This is a genomic window from Pseudodesulfovibrio tunisiensis (assembly GCF_022809775.1).
GTDB lineage: Bacteria > Desulfobacterota > Desulfovibrionia > Desulfovibrionales > Desulfovibrionaceae > Pseudodesulfovibrio > Pseudodesulfovibrio tunisiensis.
In genome coordinates this window covers 2,282,264-2,301,732 of the sequence record NZ_CP094380.1, presented here as the reverse complement: position 1 = coordinate 2,301,732, position 19,469 = coordinate 2,282,264, and the positions used below count along the sequence as shown (strand labels likewise).

The following is a 19,469-nucleotide window of genomic DNA, read 5'->3' as shown; positions in this document are numbered from 1 at the left end:
GGCGTTGCCCTATTCCGGGTCGCGCTCCATCCAGCTCCATGCGTGTTCAATTGTCTGGCGGATGTCGGTGTACCGTGGCTCCCAGCCCAGAAGGCTGTGGGCAAGGGTGCGGTTCGCCACCAGCCGGGACGGATCGCCCGGGCGGCGATCACCGTATATCGGATTGATGGGGATTCCGGTCACGTCGCGCGCAGCATCGACGATTTCCCGGACCGAAAATCCTGTTCCGGTTCCCAGATTCACGGTCAGGGCCGGGTGCGCCTGAAGCGCTTCAAGGGCGCGAATGTGCGCGTCGGCAAGGTCGCTGACATGGATGTAGTCCCGGATGCAGGTGCCGTCCGGGGTGTCGTAGTCCGTGCCGAATACCGTGATCGGTTTTCGCGGGTCGCGTGCGGCCCGGAGCACGAGGGGGATCAGGTGGGTTTCGGGATCGTGGGCCTCGCCGATCTCTCCGTCCGGGTCGGCCCCGGCCGCGTTGAAATAGCGCAGGGCGCAGTGGCGCGTGCCATGGGCGCGGCCGAAATCCTCCAGCATGCGCTCCACCGTGAATTTGCTCCACCCGTAGGGATTGACCGGCCACTGGGGATGGTCTTCGGCCAGAACCGGCGTGGTCGGGGTGCCATAGACCGCACAGCTTGAGGAAAAGACGATAGGCCTGACGCCGTGGTCGCGCATGGCTTCCAGCAGGGTCAGGGTTCCGGCAACGTTGTTTCGGTAGTACTTGCCCGGGGCGGTCATGGATTCGCCCACGTAGCAGTATGCTGCGAAATGAATCACGCCCTGAATGTCGTAGTGTTCGAACACCGCGTCCAGTGCGGCGCGGTCCATGATGTCGCCGCGTACCAGCGGTCCCCACTTCACTGCCCATTCATGGCCGTGGACCAGATTGTCGAAGGTCACGGGTTCGTATCCGCGCAGGGCCAGAGCCTTGCACGTGTGGCTGCCGATGTAGCCGGCTCCGCCCACCACCAGCATGGTCCTGTCGTGCATGGTCAGGCCCTTTGGCTCATCAGGGTTTCGGCAAGGATGAAATCGTGTTCCTCGTCGATGTCCACGGATTCGCCCGGAGGCGTGGGAAACATCCGGGGCGTGCGGCCGATGCGGTTGCTGCCGGCCAGTGCAAAGGACTGTCTGCTGAATATGTACAGGAGGGAATTCTCCTCGAACAGGGGCGGCAGATCCTGAGTGCGCAGGAGTTCGGCCGGATCGTGATTCAGCGGCTCGCCCGACTCCCGGTAGAGGCGGGTCTGGAGCCTGTTCACGGAAAAGAGGGAATCCGTGTCGGTCCAGCGCCTCGAAATACGCGGCCACGGCCCGGGCAACGGTGTCGGGCGAAAGCAGCGGGTTGGTGGCGTGCGTCTGGAGAAAGTGTTCACCGGAGCTGCGGGACAGGTCGTCCTTGATGACCCGGTTCATGGAAACCGTGTCGCCCCGGATTTCCTCGGGACGCCAGTGGATTTCCACCTTGGAGAACCGTTCGCGGGCTGCGTCGGCAATGGCCCGGCTGTCCGTGTTGATGATGATGGCGTCCACGCATTCGCACGCTTCCAGAGCCTTGGTCACGTGAAAGAAGAGTGGCTCCCCGCACATGGGGCGGAGGTTCTTGTTCGGCACTCGTTCGGAGTGTCCCTTCATGGGAAGCAGGGCTGTGACGGTCATGCCTTCTCCTGTATTGGCGTGGGGTGGTTCAGGGATTCCCAGTTCAGGGAGCTGACCACGGCGGTTCCCGGGGGAAAGGCGTGGCTGCTGTCCGGCCCTACCCCGAGAAACGGGACGCGGCATTCCCGGGCCGCGTTGAAATCGGTCATGGCATCGCCCACGAACACGCATTCACCGGGATTCAGCTTGTGCCGGGCGAGCACGTCACGCACGATTTCCGGTTTGGTTCTGGGCGAGCCGTGGACTTCCGCAAACACGCCGGACCCGATTCGGGCCGACACCACCTGTTCCAGCTCGGCCTGCGGCGTTCCCGAGGCCACGAATGCCGGAATGGATCGCAGATTCAGTTCGCCCAGGGTTTTCCGGGCTCCGGGTATGAAGTCCGCAGCCATGATTTTCGTCATGGTCAGCCGGTTGAAGGCCGAGCACAGGTCGTGCATGAGTTCCTCGGTCATGGGGCTGCCGAGAATGTTTTCGTGAAAATGCCGGAATTTCTCGAAGCGGGACACGCCGCCATGCGCAAGGTGATATTCCACCACGGCGCGGCGCACGTCCGGTCCGTATTCCGCGTACAGGTCCCCGAACGCCTCGGTCTTGACGGATACCGAGTCGAGGATCACGCCGTCGAAATCGAAGAAGACCGCCTGCATAATCAGTTCCGGCCTCCGTCTTCCTCGCGTTTCATCTTTTCGGCGTGCAGGGCCTCGATGCAGTGCAGCAGGCCCTGTCCGAAGTCCACGAACGAGTTGCCGACCAGCTTGCGCCCCAGTTTGGGCGCAAAGGAATAGGGCGTGATGCGGTAGTGGGCCTCGCGGTCCCGGGGGAGCATGTTCAGCTCGATCCTGCCGCCGAATATCTCGCGGATCATTTCCAGCAGGTCGCGGTAGGTCATTTTTTCCACTCCGGTCAGGATGACGTGCTGATTCTCGAACTCCGGGGCCAGTATGTCCACGCTGCTTTTGGCCGCGTCGAACACGTGAATGAACTCGCGCAGTTCGTCGCCGTTGCCGTGGTAGGTGATGGTTCCGGTTTCCACGGCCTGCCTGAGCAGGGAATGGATGCTGTTGCGGCCGTCGGCGCGCGGTCCGTACAAGGAGCCGTAGCGCAGGCAGGTGTATTTCAGGCCGTACCGCTTGGAAAAGTCCTCGATGAAGGATTCGCAGGCCCGTTTGCTGGTGCGGTAGAACGAGCCGGACTCGCTGAACACGTAGGCCGAACTGGCGAACACGAACCGCTTCACCCCGGCGTTCACGCAGGTTTCAAGCAGTTTGACCGTGCCCAGTATGTTGATGCTGGCCGTGGCTACCGGGGATTTTGCGCAATCCTCGATGTCCGCGATGCCCGCGAAATGATAGACCGCATCCTTGCCCTGCACTGCCCGGGTCAGGGCGTCGGCGTCGAGCAGGTCGCCCGTGACCATGGTCTGCCCCTTGCCCAGCCAGGGCGAGGGGATCGCGTCGAAAATCGTTACGTCGTGGCCCGCGTCGCTCAGGGCGTCCGCCACATGGCTGCCCAGAAATCCGGAACCGCCCGTCACAAGGATGTTCATGACTTGCTCCCTGAACCGCCGCGTTCCGCTGCCAGCGAAGCCAGCAGGTTGTGGGCGGCCTGGGTTTCCTGAATGATGCGCCCTTCCCGGGCGTAGGACCCGACATGCCCGGTGAGCACCACGCTTTCGTGCCGGGTCAGCGGCCCGGAATACGGTTCGTTCTCGAAGCAGTCCAGTGCGGCTCCGGCAAGGTGGCCGTCGGTCAGCGCCTGATCGAGCGCGGCTTCGTCCACCAGTCCGCCGCGGGCGTAGTTGACGAGTCTGGCTCCGGGTTTCATGGCGCGGATCGCGTCCCGGCCGATGATGTGGCGGGTTGCCTCGGAAAAGGGGATATGCAGGCTGAGCACGTCGGATTCGGCCAGAAGTTGCGGGAATTCGACCTGTTCCACGCCGTGCGGCGCGTCTGCATGAGGATCGTGACCCAGAATCCGGCAGCCGAACGGAGCAAGCAGTTCCGCCAGCCGGGACCCGATGCGGCCCATGCCGAGCAGTCCCACGGTCCGGAACGAGAGCAGCGCACCCATGGGGCGTTCCCATTTCCCGGCCCGTATGGCCGCGCAGGAGCTGTGGATTCCCCGGAGCATGCACAGGATCGCACCCAGAGTGATTTCGGCCACGGCCTGGGTTGGGGCGTCCGGGGTGTTGGTCACGTCGATGCGCAGTGCGCGGGCCGCCTCGCTGTCCACGCTGTCCATGCCGATGCCGCAGCGGGCAATGGCCCTGAGCCTGCCGCCCGCTGCCATGACCGTGCGGGTGAGGGGTTCGACCCCGGCCAGAATGCCGACGGGGTGATGTTCCCGGTTCAGGGCTTCGGCTTCGGCCTCGGTCAGCTTGCGGCCGTGGGGATTGATCACCACATGGAAGCCTGCGTCGCGCAGGGCCTTGAGCGGGGTTTCGTCGAATCTGCCGAACGAGGACGTGGTTATGAGAATGGTATCTGCCATGGCTAGCCTCGGGATTGCCCGGCCGGGTTGCGAGCTTCGGTCGCGGCCTTTCGCGCTCCTGCGCCCAGAAACAGGCTGTCGAGACCGTAGGCAAGGAAGCGGTAGCCCTTGGCGCGTTTGGCCTCAAGCGCGTCCGGATCGGGCTGGACCACGTGAAAGCCCGGAGCCGCCCTGCTCCCTGCCGCAATGGCTTCGACCCGCTCCAGCGCCGCCTTCACGTCGGGATGGGAAAAGTTGCCGGGCATGCCCAGAGAGCCGGAAAGATCGTAGGGACCGACCATGAATCCGTCCACGCCGTCCACGGCAAGGATGGATTCGAGATTGTTCACGGCCTCGATGTGTTCCACCTGAACGATGACCACGCTGTTGTCGTGGTTCCACTGCTGGTATTCCTCGAACCCGAATCCGTACTGCTGGGCGCGGGCAAGCCCCACTCCGCGAAAGCCGCGCGGCGGATACTTGACCGATTGCACGGCCTGTTCCGCTTCCTCGGCCGTGTTGACCATGGGCACGATCACGCCGGTTGCGCCCGCGTCCATGACCCGCTTGATCAGGTTGGGCTGGTTGTGTCCCACGCGGACCAGCGGGGTCACGCCCCGGGCTTCCACGGTGCGGATCATTTCCTGCGCCATGCCCAGTCCGATGGCGCTGTGCTCCATGTCGATGGTCAGCCAGTCGAAGTCGGCCGAGGCCATGATCTCCGCCGTGGTGGTGGAGCCGATGGTCAGCCATGAGCCGGTCAGCGTTTCCCCGGCGCAGAGCCGGGAGCGAAAAGAGGATTTCATGCTGCTTGCTTCCGTTTTTCAAGAGGTTTCGCACCCGGCTGTCCCGGGCGGAGAACCTGTGTTCTCGGGAAAGATCGAGTCGCCCTGTCAAAATTCCGGACAGCCGGGCGGTCTGGACCATGACCCTTGCAATACTCCTGCCTTTGACGGAATCCCGGAAAAAGGCGATCCGCCGCCTTGTCCCGAAAGGCGGCGTTTTTCCGGAATCCTTTCCGGGCCGTCAGCCCCGCGCTTTGGCCATGTTCTCCAGATACCAGGCATAGGCGTTGCGCAGTCCGGTTTCCAGATCCACGGTCGGCTTCCACCCCATGGCCGCGAGCCGCGAGGAATCCACGAGCTTTCGGGGCGTGCCGTCCTGACCGGCATCGCCGAACTCCAGCTTTCCGGCAAAGCCCACCACGTCGCGGATGGTCTCGGCCAGCTCCCGGATGCTCACTTCCCGCCCGGTTCCCACGTTGACATGCATTTCCTCGCTGTAGTGTTCGGCAAGGAACACGATGGCGTCGGCCAGATCGTCCACGTGCATGAATTCCCGGAGCGCCGCGCCCGATCCCCAGACCCGGACCGAATCGGCTTCGGCCTCGCGGGCCTCGTGCATGCGTCGGAGCAGCCCGGGCACGACATGGGAGTTTTCCGGGTGATAGTTGTCGTTGGGACCGTACAGGTTGGTGGGCATCAGGCTGATGGCGTCGAATCCGTACTGGCGGCGCAGGGCCTGGCACAGCTTGATGCCGGAAATCTTGGCCAGAGCGTACCATTCGTTGGTCGGCTCCAGCGGTCCGGTGAGCAGGGCTTCTTCGGGAATGGGCTGGGGCGCATGCTTTGGGTAGATGCACGAGGAACCGAGGAACACGAATTTTCCCACGCCGTTGGCATGGGCCGCATTGATCACGTTGTCCTGAATGAGCAGGTTGTCCCGGATGAAGTCCGCCGGGTAGGTGGCATTGGCGTGAATGCCGCCCACCTTTGCCGCCGCAAGGATCACGCAGTCGGGCCGCTCTTCGGCAAAGAAACGTTCCACGTCCGCCTGTCGCGTCAGATCAAGCTCGCTGCGGGTGCGCGTCACGATGCGCACCCCCTGTTCCCTTTGCAGCCGACGCACCACGGCCGAACCGACAAGGCCGCGATGTCCGGCCACGAATACCTTTTTGCCGTTCCACATGGTCAGCCTCTGGGGATGAGGGATTCAAAGCCGTTTTCACAGCACAGTTTGGAAAATTCCGCCAGCCGCAAATCCTCCCTGACCATCTCGCTTACCAACTCCTGAAACGTGGTCCGGGATTTCCAGCCGAGCTTCTCGTGCGCCTTGGTCGCGTCGCCCAGCAGGTCTTCCACGTCCGTGGGCCGGAAATAGCGCGGGTCCACGCGGATTACGGTGCGGTTCGTGACCGCATCCACGCCGCATTCGTCAAGGCCGCTGCCCTGCCAGCGGATGTCCATGCCCAGCTCCCGGCCCGCGGTCTCCACGAATTCACGCACCGAATGCTGTTCGCCTGTGGCCACGACGTAATCGTCGGGTTCATCCTGCTGGAGGATGAGCCACATCATTTCCGCATAGTCCCGGGCATGGCCCCAGTCGCGTCGGGCATCAAGATTGCCCAGCCACACCGCGTCGCGCAGTCCGGCCCTGATCATGGCCAGCCCCTGGGTGATCTTGCGGGTGACAAAGGTTTCGCCCCGGCGCGGGGATTCATGGTTGAACAGGATGCCGTTGCTGGCATGCATGGCGTAGGCTTCCCGGTAGTTCACGGTGATCCAGTAGGCATACAGCTTGGCCGCGGCATAGGGCGAACTGGGCCGGAACGGCGTGGTTTCGCTCTGGGGCGTGTCCGTGTTGTTGCCGTAGAGTTCGGATGTGGACGCCTGATAGAAACGGGTGGTCTCGGCCAGTCCGAGGATGCGGATGGCTTCGAGCATGCGCAGGGTTCCGAGTCCCACGGAGTCGGCAGTGTACTCCGGGGTCTCGAAGGAAACCGCAACATGGCTTTGGGCCGCGAGATTGTAGATCTCGTCGGGCCGGACTTCCTGCATCACCCGGATGAGGTTGGTGGAATCGGTTACGTCCCCGTAATGGAGGAAGAAGCGGCGGTCCGTTTCGTGGGGGTCCTGATAGAGGTGATCGACCCGGTCCGTGTTGAAGAGCGAGGCCCGGCGCTTGATGCCGTGCACTTCATAGCCTTTTGCCAGAAGCAGTTCCGAAAGGTAGGAGCCGTCCTGGCCCGTGATGCCGGTGATAAGGGCTTTTTTCATCATTCGGGTTTTTTCCCTCCCGGGTTTTCCTGATGGAGCGGGTTCATGGCGGCTCTATCGGCAAATTCATTCAGTAACTTAATGACCAGGGGTTGTAAATTCGGTTTGGCCTTGGGGATTTCTTCAATTACAAGGATTTCCGGTATGTCTTGAGCTGCTGGAACATCCGCGGGGAACGTAGCAGGGGGCGCATCCACCGGGGGGAAAGCGCGATGGCTCCCTCGATCCAGTCGAACGATGCTCCATAGTCGGAATCAGGCAGGAATCGGGAAAATCCGGCTTCCTGCATTGCGAGCCTGGCCAGCAGAGACAGGGAAACCGGACGGGCCAGCACCCGGCGACGCGTTTCGTTCTGGTCGTCGAACACGGGGCGGTCCGCCACGGCCCGGGCCATGTCCGGATTCGGATCGGACAGGAATTTTCGCAGCGCGGCAAGCGTTGCGTTGCGAGCCGCGTCCGGGTTGTCCAGCGCGCCGGAAGCCCGGGCCTGTCGCGTGAAAGCCAGCACCCGGGCCTGCATGTCGCATACCGCGTTCAGGTCTTCCGTGGTCCGCGCATCGGGGCGGAGTACCGGTTGCATGCGTCCTTCGTCGTCCCGGGCGTATCCTGTGGTCTGGCCGTGCGTGGCCGCAGTCATGACCTGTTCCACGAAATTCGCGTTGCGGAAAAGAAAGTTCATGGGTTCGGTCCGGTCGAACCATGCGTCGCGTTCCAGAAAATACGCCTGATACGCCCCTGCCCGGGAAGCTGTCAGCGCGCTCTGGGACACGCCGAAGTAGAATCCGGACACCGGGCAGTCCATTCCGGCAGCCTTCAGCACGCGGCCAAGGGCCTGCTGTGCCTTGAGGGTCCAGCCCACGTCCACCAGCGTGACGGGCTTTCCCGGGACCACGCCTTCCTGTTCGAGATAGGCGACCAGCCGTTGGCGCGCGTCGCGGGCCTTGGCTTCCACCAGTCGGCGTACGCCCGATGTCCGGAGCAGAGCCGCGAGTCTGTCCCTGTCTCCGTTGCACAGCCGGGTTTCCCAGAATTCCGGTCCCGGCCGGATGCCTGCCGCGTCCTCGATTTCCTCGGGCGTGCAGTCGAGCTTGGCAACGATGGAGGCGGGGCGGGAGCAGTGCCCCGGGATGACGAGCCATTCCGTGGTTTCCGGGGAGAATTCCGTGATGCTCGGCAGAAACCAGGCCTGTCGCGAACCGTACAGGTAGCGGCATTCCGGTCCCTTTTCACCGCCGAGCAGTTCGCGGGCTGTCTTGTGCATGATCTGGCCGTCCCGGGCCACGAACCAGAGCCGCTTGATGCCCTGTTCTCGTGCCTTGTCCAGAACCCAGGCCACGAATCCGGCAACGGCCGGACCGGCCACGTCCGCAGCCACGCGGGCAGCCGGGAAGTCCGTGCCGTCCACGCCCGGGGAAAGCCGTGCCAGCCGGGCTGCCCCGGCCAGCGCCGAACAGGTCAGGCTGGTGCGTCCGTCTGTCGGGAGCATGGCCTGCTCCGGACCGGTCAGGATCGCGTCCGTGGCATGGCGTGCGCGGATGCCCAGGGAACGCGGCACGGCCACGTCCGTATGGGGATTGTCCCCGGTGTGGAGCAGGTTGCCGGGGGCCAGACCGAGGTCGTACAGCACGCGTCTGAAAAGGTTGCCGGTGTGCTTGGTCTCGCCGCGCGTTCCCGAGACATAGACACGGTCTCCGGATTCCAGAAAGCCGTGTTCGCGCAGCCTGTCCGCCACGAAGGATTCGGGCAGGAACATGTCCGAGACATAGACGATGCGGGCGCCCTGTCTGCGCAGGGCTGCCATTTCCTCGCGCATGGCCGGAATCGGTCGCAGGCATTCGCGTTCCATGTCCAGTTCGGCCTGCATGATTTCGTCCGGGGCAATGCCGAAGGGCGGGGGCGAGGGATAGGCCGCGTAGATGTCGCGCAGTTCAATGTCTTCCCTGTGCCCGGGCATGGTGCGGCGCGCACGGCGTTCCGCTTCCACCCGTTCGCGCACGAAATCATGGATCATGTCCGGGGTCGGCGCGTTGCCGTTGCGGGACAGCAGGCGCCGGGCAAGGGCATGAAACATGTCCTGCGGCCGTGCCCAGGTGCGGACAAGGCAGGTGTCGAAGACGTCAAAGGAATGACAGCGCGTTGTGAGTGACAAGCTTCTCTCCCGTTTTCTCGAAAAACTTTTTCCATCCTTTGTCTGCGTGTTGCCGTGAAAGGCTCGCCCGGCCGGACAGGATGTCCCGAAAGTTGTAGCATTTTCCGTTCCAGTTCGCCACGGCCTTGCGGTTGCGGCACGAAGGATGCGCGGAAGCCTTGCCGTTCGCCAAATGACGGGAATGAAATTTGCATTTTCTGCCTGCCCGGCAAAAACGCCCGTTGAAAATTATTCGGTAACAAAATGATCATCCATGCTGGCCGGAGGGGGGCTTTTGGGCGGGAAAGCGTGAGTTTGCAGAGAGAATCGGCTGGTTGTCGTCTCTGCCAACTTCTGGACGCATCAGGACTTTTTATTTACAGACTAAAGAAAATTTGGGGACTTCCGAGAAGATGCATAGCGCTGACGCGCAGGAGAACTCGGAACCCGAGGATGTGATCGATGATGCATGTAGTCTTGAATTTTCACCGCAAGGACCAGCATTCGGCGCGGCTGCTGCTGGAGCTGCTCATGTCCGTGGACGAAGGAACCGAGGCCCTCTACCATCTTCAGTATGGCAACGTTCCGGAGTCGCTGGAGATCGCCGATACCGTGACCCGGTTCATGGAGCGGAGGAATGCGGTGTTCTGCACGGATTGGCCCGAGGATCCCGTGCCCGAGGCCATGCGCCGGGACGATCCGAATCTGGAGTTCCTTTCGCGGGAAGGCGGAGTGGGGCGGAACTATGCCCAGAAGCAGTCCATCCTGTGGTGGAATCTCTGCCTGCACAAGTACATCCAGTGTCTGGACGAACCGTTCCTGATCATCGAGCCTGATTGCGTGGTGCTCAAGCATGGCTGGCTGCGCGACATCGAGGACGCCTTTCGGCAGGATGGCGGCCCGGTGTTCGGGCATCTCAAGGAGGGCATGGTGTGCGGCAAATCCATGCCGACCCACTGGGCCGGATGTTCGGTCTATGATCCGGTGAAGCTGCGCGAGCTGCCCCTTGAACGCCATTTTTCCGAACGCTACGACAATCCCTGGTGGCAGTACGCGGACCATCCGGAATCCACCGGTGCGAACAATTTCTTCTACGGCCCGGTCATCAGCAGCTACGACGTGTCCTGGGACTACTTCATCTTTGCCCTGTACTGGCGGGAGCGGACCGGGTCGAATGACCCCATGGATTGGCCCTCGCGCGAACATCCCAACCGGGACGACCTGATCCGGTGCGAGTTCAAGACGCAGCGGACTCCGGAAAACGTGATCCGGACCTTTGCGGACAGACTGCCTCTGTTTCACGGGGCCAAGGACGACAGGACACGGGAGCTTGCCATCCGTCACTTCCGGCGCGGCACCGGAAAACGGCGTTTCGCCGACCTGCCCGTGGGCATGCCGGACAACGCGCCGGAGCAGGTGCGCGGGCGCATGACTTCCCTGCCGGAACTCGGGGGCTGTCTTGCCGGGGAGCGCATCTTCATCATCGGCAACGGGCCGAGCCTGCTCCGGACCGACCTGACCCGGCTGCGCAACGAATACACCATCGGCCTGAACCGCATCTATCTCAATTACGAAAACATGGGATTCCAGCCCACGTTTCTCTGCGCGGTGAACGACCATGTGCTGCGCCAGTTCGGCCCGGATTTCGACGAACTGGATTCCATCAAGCTGCTTTCGGCCGGGGGAAGGGCCTTTGTGCGCAACGGCTGGAACACCTTCCTTCTGGAATATGGCGATCCGCTCATCTTCTACCGCGACATTTCGCGCCATGTCTGGGCCTCGGGCTGGACCGTGACCTTCAACGCCATGCAGCTGGCCTTTCATCTGGGCTGTTCCGAGGTCGTGCTCGTGGGCGTGGATCACAACTTCACCCACAGCGGTCCGGCCAATGCGCTGGAGATCAGCCAGGGCGCGGACGTGAACCATTTTCATCCGGACTATTTCGGCAAGGGCGTTGCGTGGCAGTATCCGGATCTGGAAAAATCCGAGTTCTGCTATGCCATGGCCGGGCGGGTGTTCGAATCCGTGGGCAGGCGCATCGTGGACGCCACCATCGGCGGCAAACTGACCATCTTCACCAAGGCGGACTATGACGCGCTGGTGGGCGAAAATGCGGAGGCGTGCGCATGATGAAGGATTTGTGGGATTTGCGCGGGTATCCCCTTGAGGAGACCCTGACCCGGCACGAGGAGCGCGTTGCGCGGTTCCGGGACATTCATGCGGGCGAACGCTGCGTGATCATCGGCAACGGGCCGAGTCTGCTCAGGACCGACCTGACCCGGCTGAAAAACGTGCCCACCTTCGGGCTGAACAAGATTTTCCTGCATGTCGATGCCATGGGCTTTGCGCCTACGTATCATGTCACGGTCAATCCCTATGTCATGGCCCAGGACCGGGACGGCATCATGTCCCTGCCCGGACCCAAGTTCTTCAGCCATGCCGGCATTCCGCTCATGCCCGAGAACGACGAGGTGGTCTTCGTGCGGGATATCGTGCGCCGGGAGTTTTCCCCGGATCTGCGCCGGGGATGGCTGCTGCTGCACACCGTGACCTTCTGTGCCATGCAGGTGGCCTGCTGGATGGGGTTTTCCGAGGTCGTGCTGGTGGGCGTGGACCACAGCTACAACGCGCCCTGCGACCCCAACAGGCTGGTCACTGCCGAGACCGAGGACCCCAACCATTTCCATCCCAACTATTTCGGGCCGGGCACCCGGTGGCAGCTTCCGGATCTGGAAGGATCGGAAGAGGTCTATCGCATGGCGCGGGAATTCTTCGAGGCCAACGGTCGCCGGATCGTGGACGCCACGGTGGGAGGACGGCTTCAGGTTTTCGAGAAGGCTGATTTCCATGCCCTGTTTCCGGAACCGGACGCGGTCGCTTCATGATCACCTTCGGCGTTGTCACCCCCAGCTTCAATCAGGCGGGTTTCCTGAGTCAGGCCGTGGCCAGCGTCATGGATCAGGAGGGACCGTTTGCCGTGAACCATCTGGTCATGGACGGCGGGTCCGACGACGGTTCCCTTGCGATCCTGAAACGCGCCGAGGAACAGTATGCCGGGAGCGCGGACAGACGATTCGGCTGGCACAGCGGACCGGACAGCGGCCAGTATGCTGCTGTGGAAGAGGGGTTTCGTCGGGTGGGTGGCGACGTGCTGTGCTGGCTCAATGCGGATGACGTCTACATGCCGTGGGCCTTTTCCGTGGCAGCCGAGATATTTTCCCGGTACCCCGAGGTGGAGTGGCTGACCAGCGTCTACCCCATGACCTTCGACCAGAGCGGCGCGTCCGTGGGCGTGGATGTTCGCTGGGGCTACGGCGCGGAATCCTTTCGCCGGGGCATGAATCTGCCCGGCATGGATCATTACGCCCGGTATTTCATTCAGCAGGACTGCACGTTCTGGCGGCGTTCCCTGTGGGAAAAGGCCGGGGCGCGGTTCGATCCTTCCCTGGATATGGCTGCGGATTTCGAGTTGTGGGCCAGATTCTTTGAGCATGCGCAGTTGCATGTGGTGGCCTCGCCTCTGGCTGCCTACCGGGTGCATCCCGCGCAGAAGACCGCCCGGTCCGGAGCCTACGAGGCCGAAGCCGCACAGGTGCTTCGGGAGCGGGGATGGCGCGTGTGCGGTCCCGTGGAAACCCGAATCCGCAGGCGGGTGGTTCCGGTTCTGGCCGCCATGGGCCTGAGTCCCATGCTGGCGTTTTTCGGGTTGGCCGAGCAGGTGAGCGCCTTCAAGCATGGAGGCAGGGATTCGAACTGGCAGCGCACGCTGCGATACATCTTTTAGGTCGTTTTCGACGGCCTGTGCAGAGGAGAAAACATGCACCCCCTGGTTTCCATTGTCATTCCTGCCTACAACGGCGCAAGGGAACTGCGTCGCGTCATTCCCATGCTCGATGCGCAGACCTATGCGCCTCTGGAGATCGTGGTCGTGGACGACGGCAGCGTGGATGATACTCCCGACGCGCTTGCGGAGCTTGCCCGGGAACGGTCGCATCTTTGCTGGGTGCGGCAGGACAACGCCGGGGCCGGAGCCGCGCGCAACCGGGGCATTGCCGAGGCCCGAGGCGAGTTCATCGCGTTTCTGGATTGCGACGACGTCTGGCCGGACAATGCCGTCGAGGCGCGGATGAAGCCCTTTCTCGAACAGGATGACCCCGAAATCATGGGCGTGTACTGCCCGGCGGATTTCATTGACGAGCACGGCGAAAAACTGCTGGAAGGGCCGCTGTTCGACTATTCCCTGCCTTTTGACAGGATGTATTTCACCTCGGTCACGGGATCGGCGTTCGCGCCCACCTGCGTGATCCTGCGCAGGAGCGCCCTTGATCTGGTGGGCGGATTCCGGGAGGAACTGAGCCCGGCCGAGGATTTCGACCTGTGGCAGCGGATGCTGCGCACGGGCGGCTGCTTTCTCAAGGTCCGATCCTGCCGGGTTGGCTGGGTGCAGCACCCGGCCAGCACGGTGCATACGCGGCTCGGGTTTCATCATGCCCAGTGCGTCGAGGTTCTGGACCAGATGTACAAGGGGCTTGCTCCGGGACCGTGCCTGCCGGAATATTCCGGCCCCATGGGCGACGTGCTGGCCCGGCGCGACCGCGTGAACCGGGCGCTGGGCGCGGGAATCATGGCTGCCGCCAGCGGACATCGGGACACGGCCCGGGAGCTTGCCCGGGAAATATCCCTGCCGTTTGTCCGGCTGCTGTCCGTGGACGGTCTCATGGGAACCGTGCGGTTCAACATCCTGCGCGTCCTGTGTCGCAGGGAATCCGAGTGGCCGGAAAACGTCTGGCCCGAGGTCGCGCCACGGGTTCTGCCCTGGCTGCGCGAGCTGGATGCCGATCTGGGCGGATGCCGCAACCTGAGGGAACTGATCCGGCGGCTGTCCGGGCTGCCCGACGGAGGCAAGGCCTGATGCGCGTCACTCTTGTCAGCACCAATGATCGCATGGGCGGCGCTGCCCGCTGTTCCATCCGCATCTGGGAGGCCCTGCGCCGCTCCGAAACCGATGGCGTGCTCCTGTGTCTGCGTCGCAGTCTGTCCCGCCCCGGTATCGAATGTGTCGGGGACCGTCTTGGTCCGGACATGGTCGCAGCCATGGAGGAGACCTGGGGCGACCTGCGCGGCAAGTGGCAGCGGCTTGCCACGGATCGATGCGTGAGCATGGTCACGCCGCCCGGCCCGGGCGTGGATATTTCCGGAGACCCGGCCATTGGCTGGGCCGACGTGATCAACCTGCACTGGAACACCTGGTTTCTGGATGCGCGGAACATTGCGTCGCTGGCGCGGCTGGGCAAGCCGCTTGTCTGGACCCTGCATGACGAGAGCGCGTTTACCGGGGGATGCCATTACGCGGCGGAATGCGACGGATTCACGCGTGCCTGCATGGACTGCCCGCAGGTGGAACGGACGGCCCGGCCTGAAATTGCACGCGCCTTTGCCGAAAAAAGGGCCGTATTTCGCGATCTGCCCCTGACCGTGGTCACCACGAGTCATTGGCTGGCCGAACGCGCGCGGACCAGCGTCCTGCTCGGAGACAAGCGGATCGAGGTCATCCCGAGCGGCATGGACACGGACGTGTTCCGTCCTGCGCATTCGCGGGCCGCAGCCAAGCGGCACCTCGGATTTTCGCCGCATGACAGGATCGTGCTCATGCCCGCGTCCACTCTGGAGGACGTGCGCAAGGGCGCGCGCATTGCCGATGCCTTTCTGGACCGTCTGGCCTGCGCGGCGAAGCGGAATCCGGAGTGGGGCGAGCGGCTCAAGGTCGTGTTCTTCGGGGGGACAGACAGGGATTTGTCGCAGCTTCCCGTGCCTGCCGGATGCCTTGGCGAAATGCATGACGAAGCGGCTCTGGCGCGTGTGTATGCGGCCGGGGATTGCGTGGTCACCCTGTCCGGTTACGACAATCTGCCCAACACGGTACACGAGGCCATGGCCTGCGCCACTCCGGTTGCGGCCTTTGACGTGGGCGGCGTGCCGGACATGATCGAGCACGGGAAGCAGGGATTTCTGGCTGCGCCCGGCGATGTGGATGCGCTGGCGGACATGACCGTGCGGCTGCTGGCCGACTCCGAAGCCTCGGAGCGCATGGGCGCATGTGCGCGGGAGACCGCTGTGGAACGCTACGCCCTGTCCGTGGCCGCCAAGCAGTACGAGTCCCTGTTCCGGGAATTGCTGGATGCGTGTCCGGTTCCGACCGTACCGACCCGGCAGGAGCCTGATCCGGTGGTCTTTCCCGAAGGCGCCGGACTCCGGTACAAGGCGGAGAAGACCCGGCAGCAGACCGTTGCCCACGCCATCGGCCGGGCATTCGAGTTGCGCGACGCAGGCAACTGCGGCGCGGCTCTGGACGTGGTGGATTCCCTGTTGAGGGACATGCCCGACGATGGAGAGCTTGCGCTGGTCCGGGGCGGCCTGCTCGTGGCGGCCGGACAGCCCGATCCGGCTGCGGACTGGCTGGGCGACCTGTACGAGCGACGTGCCGAAAGCAGGATCGGCCTTGCCTTGTGCGATGCCCTGCGCATTGCCGGGCGGGCGCAGGATTCCCTGGAACTGGTGGAGCGCATGTCGGTTGCCAACTCCCTGTTGCCGGGACTGCACAAGAAGCGTGGTCAGGCCCTGCTCGCTCTTGGCGAGCCCCGTCGCGCACTGAAACTGTTTTTCCGCGAATACCGCCTGCATCGGGACAAGCACGCCCTGGAGCTGGCGCGAAAGCTGCTCGGAAAGTCCGGGCCGCAAGGCCCGGGACAATCCACCGAACCCGAAAAGGAACGTCACATGAAATTCTGTCTGGACTGCAACGAAGCCGAAAAGGGCATCATCCGGGCCTGCTGCGCGTATTCCATGACTTCGGGAGAGCGCATGCTCGGCCTGATCAGGGCCGTGGAATACATCGCCAGAGCAGGCATTCCCGGCGACATCGTGGAGTGCGGGGTGTGGAAGGGCGGCTCATCCATGGCCTCGGCTCTGGCCCTGCTCGCCCATGAGGGCGCGGATCGCGACCTGTATCTTTTCGACACCTTTGCCGGAATGACCGCGCCTTCGGACAGGGACGAGGCGTTCGACGGCTCCATGGCCGAACCCGTGTATCTGGAAAGCCGGACTCCGGAGGGGGCAAGCACATGGTGTCAGGCCGGTCTGGAAGAGGTGCGAACGAACATGCTTTCCACCGGATATCCCGAGGACAGGATTCATCTTGTTCGCGGACCGGTCGAGCAGACCCTGCCCCATGCCGCACCCGAACGCATCGCGCTTCTGCGGCTGGACACGGACTGGTACGAGTCCACCCGGCACGAACTGGAGCATCTGTACCCGCGTCTTTCGCCCGGCGGCGTGCTTGTCATCGACGACTACGGCCATTGGAAGGGGGCACGAAAGGCTGTTGACGAATATATCGGGAAGCACGGCCTCAAGCTGCTGCTGACCCGCATGGACTACACCGGACGATTGGCCGTGAAGCCATGGGGGGACGCCTGATGAAGCTGCTCAACATCGGGTGCGGCAGCCGACATCATCCCGACTGGATCAACATGGACGTGAAGCCGCGCAGCCCCGACGTGCTGGAGGGCGATCCGGTCCGTGGACTGGCACTGGACGATCGGAGCATGGATGCGGTGTACGCCTCGCATGTTGTGGAGCATTTCACCCGGCATGACAGCCTGACTGCGGTCAGGGAATTCCTCCGGGTACTCCGGCCCGGCGGGGTGCTTCGCGTGGCCGTGCCGGATTTCGAGATCATGGCCCGTCTGTATCTGGACCTGCTCGACCGGGCGATTGCCGGCGACCGGACGGCGCAGGAGCGGTACGAATGGATCGTTGTCGAGATGTTCGACCAGATGGTCAGGACCGTGCCGGGCGGCGAGATGCTGGAGTACTGGGCCCGGGATCCCCTGCCTGCCGGAGATTTCGTTCTGGACCGGTGCGGACAGGAGGCGGCGAATGCCGTGGCCATGCTGCGCAGGCGGGGCCATGTGCCCGCTCCGCGTCCCCGGACCGCCGAGGAGCTCGGCGCATTCCGCCTTTCCGGCGAGGTGCATCAGTGGATGTACGACCGCCATTCCCTGAGCGGGCTTCTGCTCCGGGCCGGTTTTGCTGCTCCGAGAGTCGTGCGGGCCGACGAGTCCGCCATCCCGGGATTCGCGGGGTACGATCTGGACACCGATGCCTCGGGCGCAGTGCGCAAGCCGGATTCCCTGTTCATGGAAGCGGTCAGGCCCGAGGAGTGATCATGCGGCCCTGCGTTCTTTCTGTTCTTTGAATTCGGACATAGGCCTTGGCAGCATGGCTGTCAGATGACCATGGGGGAGATGCCCTGAAAGCGAAGTTTCAGGAGTTCCCTTTCGTCGATTCCGGCAGGACGGCCCTGACTGTCGATCTGCTTCGGACCGTAGCGCAGAGGCAGGTCGTGCCGCACCGGGATTTCCCGGTCATCGAGGAACGCCTTGATCAGACAGACGCTGTGTTCCGTGTGATGCAGGGCGTTGCCTATGGCCACAGCCGAAATCCCGGCGGAAAAGACCGGGACGAGGTGGCTCGGCCTGCCGTATCCTCCGCCAAGAATGACGGGCACATTGGTCAAACCCGATATTTCCTTGAGCAGATCTCGATCAAGGCCGGTTCCTGTGCCTTCGCGGTCCATGCTTTGGAGCAGTATTTCACCGGCTCCGCAGGCTTCGGCCCGTGTCAGGGTCTCCTTGAGGGAGAGAGGGGCACGCTGTCTGCCGCCGTGCGTGCAGACGCACCAGTTGTCGTTTTCGCGGCGCACGTCCACGGAAATGATCATGCACTGCCTGCCGAAGCGTTCGGTTGCTGCGGAAATGACATCGGGATTGGTGTGGAGAAGCGTGTTGACGACGATCTTGTCCGCACCGCAATGCAGGGCCTGACACATTTGTTCAACGGAACCGAAGCCGCCGCCGATTGACAGGGGCACCAGACAGTGTCGGGCATATCGGGCAATGGCCTTGAAATCGTCGGCATCGAATCGGCCTGCGTTGTCCGCGTGCAGGCAGACGATTTCATCCACGCCCCAGGTGTTGAGGTGGGAAATCGCTATTTCCGGTTTGCCTATGGGCTGGCGGAACCGGAATTGTCGGCTTTGGACACAGATTCCGCCGGCGATGAGCAGCTTGGCGGCTATGCGGTGTTTCAGCATGCGCCCCTCGCGTCGATCGTGAAGTCGAGAAAGTTTCTGAGCAGCTTGAGACCCCAGAGCTGGCTTTTTTCTGGATGGAACTGCGTTCCCCAGATGTTGCTGCTGCACACGGATGCGACAAAGGAGCCGCCATAGTCCGCTCTTGCCGAGATGACGGTCCGGTCGCAGGATACCGCGTAGGAGTGGTCGAAGTAGAAGTGGGTGTTGTCCGGGATGCCCGAGTACATGGGCACGCCTTGCGCGATGCGTATTCGGTTCCAGCCGACATGCGGCAGGGGAAGTTGCGCGGCTTTCATGGTTCGAGTCTGCCCCGGGACGAGTCCAAGACCCGGAGTGGGTTCGAATTCGTCGGAAGAGTTGGTCAGGAGCTGCATGCCAAGGCATATGCCGAACAGGGGAAGCCCCTGTCTGGCCAGTTCTGCCAGAGCCTTGTCCAGCCCGTTTCGTTTCAGGTTGCGCATGGCTGCGGGAAACGCTCCCACGCCCGGGATCATTGCGCCATTCAGACCGGCGGATTCCTTCGGGGTGCGGATTTCCCGCACTTCCGCCCCGAGAATGGACAGGGCATTGGCAACGGAACGGATGTTGCCGCTGTCGAGGCTGATGATTCCGATGCGCGGCGGGACAATGCCCTGTTCCGCGTAGGAACGGATGATCGCGCCGGAAAATGTGACCGGGGAACCTGTTGGTGTCGTTTCTTTTTCCTGCATTGGCTGACCAGGCGGGCCGATGTTGAAGCACCGGTTTCGGAACGTCCGGGGCCGGATGATAGGCAAAACATACTGCAAGTCGGCAACGGCTGCAACAGGACCCCGGAGCGCCGGGCCGTTCGGCCCGGGCATGGCAAATCGGTTCTGGTATTGAAATTGCTTTGCTCTGAGCACGAATCGGAATTTCAGCGGCCTGATGTCTTTTGGCGTTGGCAGTGTCTTTTTGGGTTGAATGTCCGGATGGCGGGACGGAAGTTTTCCAGTCCCTTTTTTTTCGAAAAGCAAAACAT

The 19,469-nt window shown here is 63.0% G+C and carries 17 protein-coding genes and 1 pseudogene; 6 read left to right on the top strand and 12 right to left on the bottom strand.

Annotation, left to right across the window (positions count from 1 at the left end):
• Positions 1–9 precede the first annotated feature (9 nt).
• The 10 genes and pseudogenes from galE to MPN23_RS11255 form a co-directional block, all read right to left on the bottom strand.
• Positions 10–990 carry a UDP-glucose 4-epimerase GalE gene (gene galE, locus MPN23_RS11300; RefSeq protein ID WP_243544299.1) on the bottom strand — a complete coding sequence of 327 codons (981 nt, stop codon included), beginning with the start codon at positions 988–990 and terminating at the stop codon, positions 10–12.
• A 2-nt stretch (positions 991–992) separates the two neighbouring features.
• Entirely contained in the window at positions 993–1,262 is a 270-nt protein-coding gene (locus tag MPN23_RS11295; protein ID WP_243544298.1) for a glycosyltransferase family protein, read from the bottom strand.
• 88 nt (positions 1,263–1,350) lie between these two features.
• Positions 1,351–1,590, bottom strand: a pseudogene (locus tag MPN23_RS17220) (cytidylyltransferase domain-containing protein); the annotation flags it as partial.
• 65 nt (positions 1,591–1,655) lie between these two features.
• Positions 1,656–2,309, bottom strand: coding sequence for an HAD family hydrolase (locus MPN23_RS11285; protein WP_243544296.1), 654 nt, complete (start codon positions 2,307–2,309; stop codon positions 1,656–1,658).
• A gap of 2 nt (positions 2,310–2,311) precedes the next feature.
• A complete protein-coding gene (locus tag MPN23_RS11280) occupies positions 2,312–3,208 on the bottom strand; it encodes an NAD-dependent epimerase/dehydratase family protein (protein ID WP_243544295.1) in 897 nt (298 codons plus the stop codon).
• Complete coding sequence (locus MPN23_RS11275; RefSeq protein ID WP_243544294.1) at positions 3,205–4,152, bottom strand: phosphoglycerate dehydrogenase; 948 nt, start codon at positions 4,150–4,152, stop codon at positions 3,205–3,207. Before MPN23_RS11275 ends, MPN23_RS11280 begins: the two co-directional genes overlap by 4 nt.
• A 2-nt stretch (positions 4,153–4,154) precedes the next feature.
• Positions 4,155–4,937: an HpcH/HpaI aldolase family protein gene (locus tag MPN23_RS11270; RefSeq protein ID WP_243544293.1), complete on the bottom strand. Its 783-nt coding sequence runs from the start codon at positions 4,935–4,937 to the stop codon at positions 4,155–4,157.
• 220 nt (positions 4,938–5,157) lie between these two features.
• Positions 5,158–6,099 (bottom strand): GDP-L-fucose synthase, encoded by a 942-nt coding sequence (gene fcl / locus MPN23_RS11265; RefSeq protein WP_243544292.1) that lies wholly within the window; start codon positions 6,097–6,099, stop codon positions 5,158–5,160.
• A gap of 2 nt (positions 6,100–6,101) precedes the next feature.
• Positions 6,102–7,187 carry a GDP-mannose 4,6-dehydratase gene (gene gmd, locus MPN23_RS11260; RefSeq protein ID WP_243547383.1) on the bottom strand — a complete coding sequence of 362 codons (1,086 nt, stop codon included), beginning with the start codon at positions 7,185–7,187 and terminating at the stop codon, positions 6,102–6,104.
• A gap of 127 nt (positions 7,188–7,314) precedes the next feature.
• A complete protein-coding gene (locus MPN23_RS11255) occupies positions 7,315–9,336 on the bottom strand; it encodes an HAD family hydrolase (protein ID WP_243544291.1) in 2,022 nt (673 codons plus the stop codon).
• A gap of 441 nt (positions 9,337–9,777) precedes the next feature.
• Here MPN23_RS11255 and MPN23_RS11250 point away from each other — a divergent pair, with 441 nt between their 5' ends.
• Genes MPN23_RS11250 through MPN23_RS11225 form a run of 6 tightly spaced genes read left to right on the top strand, consistent with a single transcriptional unit; the run spans position 9,778 to position 17,540 of the window.
• The gene (locus MPN23_RS11250) at positions 9,778–11,445 is read left to right on the top strand and encodes a motility associated factor glycosyltransferase family protein (protein WP_243544290.1); all 1,668 of its coding nucleotides are present in this window, start codon (positions 9,778–9,780) and stop codon (positions 11,443–11,445) included.
• Positions 11,442–12,200, top strand: a complete 759-nt coding sequence (locus tag MPN23_RS11245; RefSeq protein ID WP_243544289.1) for a motility associated factor glycosyltransferase family protein — start codon at positions 11,442–11,444, stop codon at positions 12,198–12,200. Before MPN23_RS11250 ends, MPN23_RS11245 begins: the two co-directional genes overlap by 4 nt.
• On the top strand, positions 12,197–13,099 hold the full coding sequence (locus MPN23_RS11240; protein ID WP_243544288.1) for a glycosyltransferase: 903 nt from the start codon (positions 12,197–12,199) through the stop codon (positions 13,097–13,099). The genes MPN23_RS11245 and MPN23_RS11240 overlap by 4 nt, the downstream gene beginning before the upstream one ends.
• A gap of 33 nt (positions 13,100–13,132) precedes the next feature.
• Entirely contained in the window at positions 13,133–14,227 is a 1,095-nt protein-coding gene (locus MPN23_RS11235; protein WP_243544287.1) for a glycosyltransferase family 2 protein, read from the top strand.
• Entirely contained in the window at positions 14,227–16,791 is a 2,565-nt protein-coding gene (locus MPN23_RS11230; RefSeq protein ID WP_243544286.1) for a TylF/MycF/NovP-related O-methyltransferase, read from the top strand. The genes MPN23_RS11235 and MPN23_RS11230 overlap by 1 nt, the downstream gene beginning before the upstream one ends.
• The gene (locus MPN23_RS11225) at positions 16,791–17,540 is read left to right on the top strand and encodes a class I SAM-dependent methyltransferase (protein WP_243544285.1); all 750 of its coding nucleotides are present in this window, start codon (positions 16,791–16,793) and stop codon (positions 17,538–17,540) included. The genes MPN23_RS11230 and MPN23_RS11225 overlap by 1 nt, the downstream gene beginning before the upstream one ends.
• A gap of 62 nt (positions 17,541–17,602) precedes the next feature.
• Here the strand turns inward: MPN23_RS11225 and hisF are convergent, their stop codons facing one another.
• Together hisF and hisH are read right to left on the bottom strand one after the other, a co-directional pair.
• On the bottom strand, positions 17,603–18,469 hold the full coding sequence (gene hisF / locus MPN23_RS11220) for an imidazole glycerol phosphate synthase subunit HisF (RefSeq protein ID WP_243544284.1): 867 nt from the start codon (positions 18,467–18,469) through the stop codon (positions 17,603–17,605).
• The gene (gene hisH / locus MPN23_RS11215; RefSeq protein WP_243544283.1) at positions 18,463–19,179 is read right to left on the bottom strand and encodes an imidazole glycerol phosphate synthase subunit HisH; all 717 of its coding nucleotides are present in this window, start codon (positions 19,177–19,179) and stop codon (positions 18,463–18,465) included. The genes hisF and hisH overlap by 7 nt, the downstream gene beginning before the upstream one ends.
• Positions 19,180–19,469: the final 290 nt, after the last annotated feature.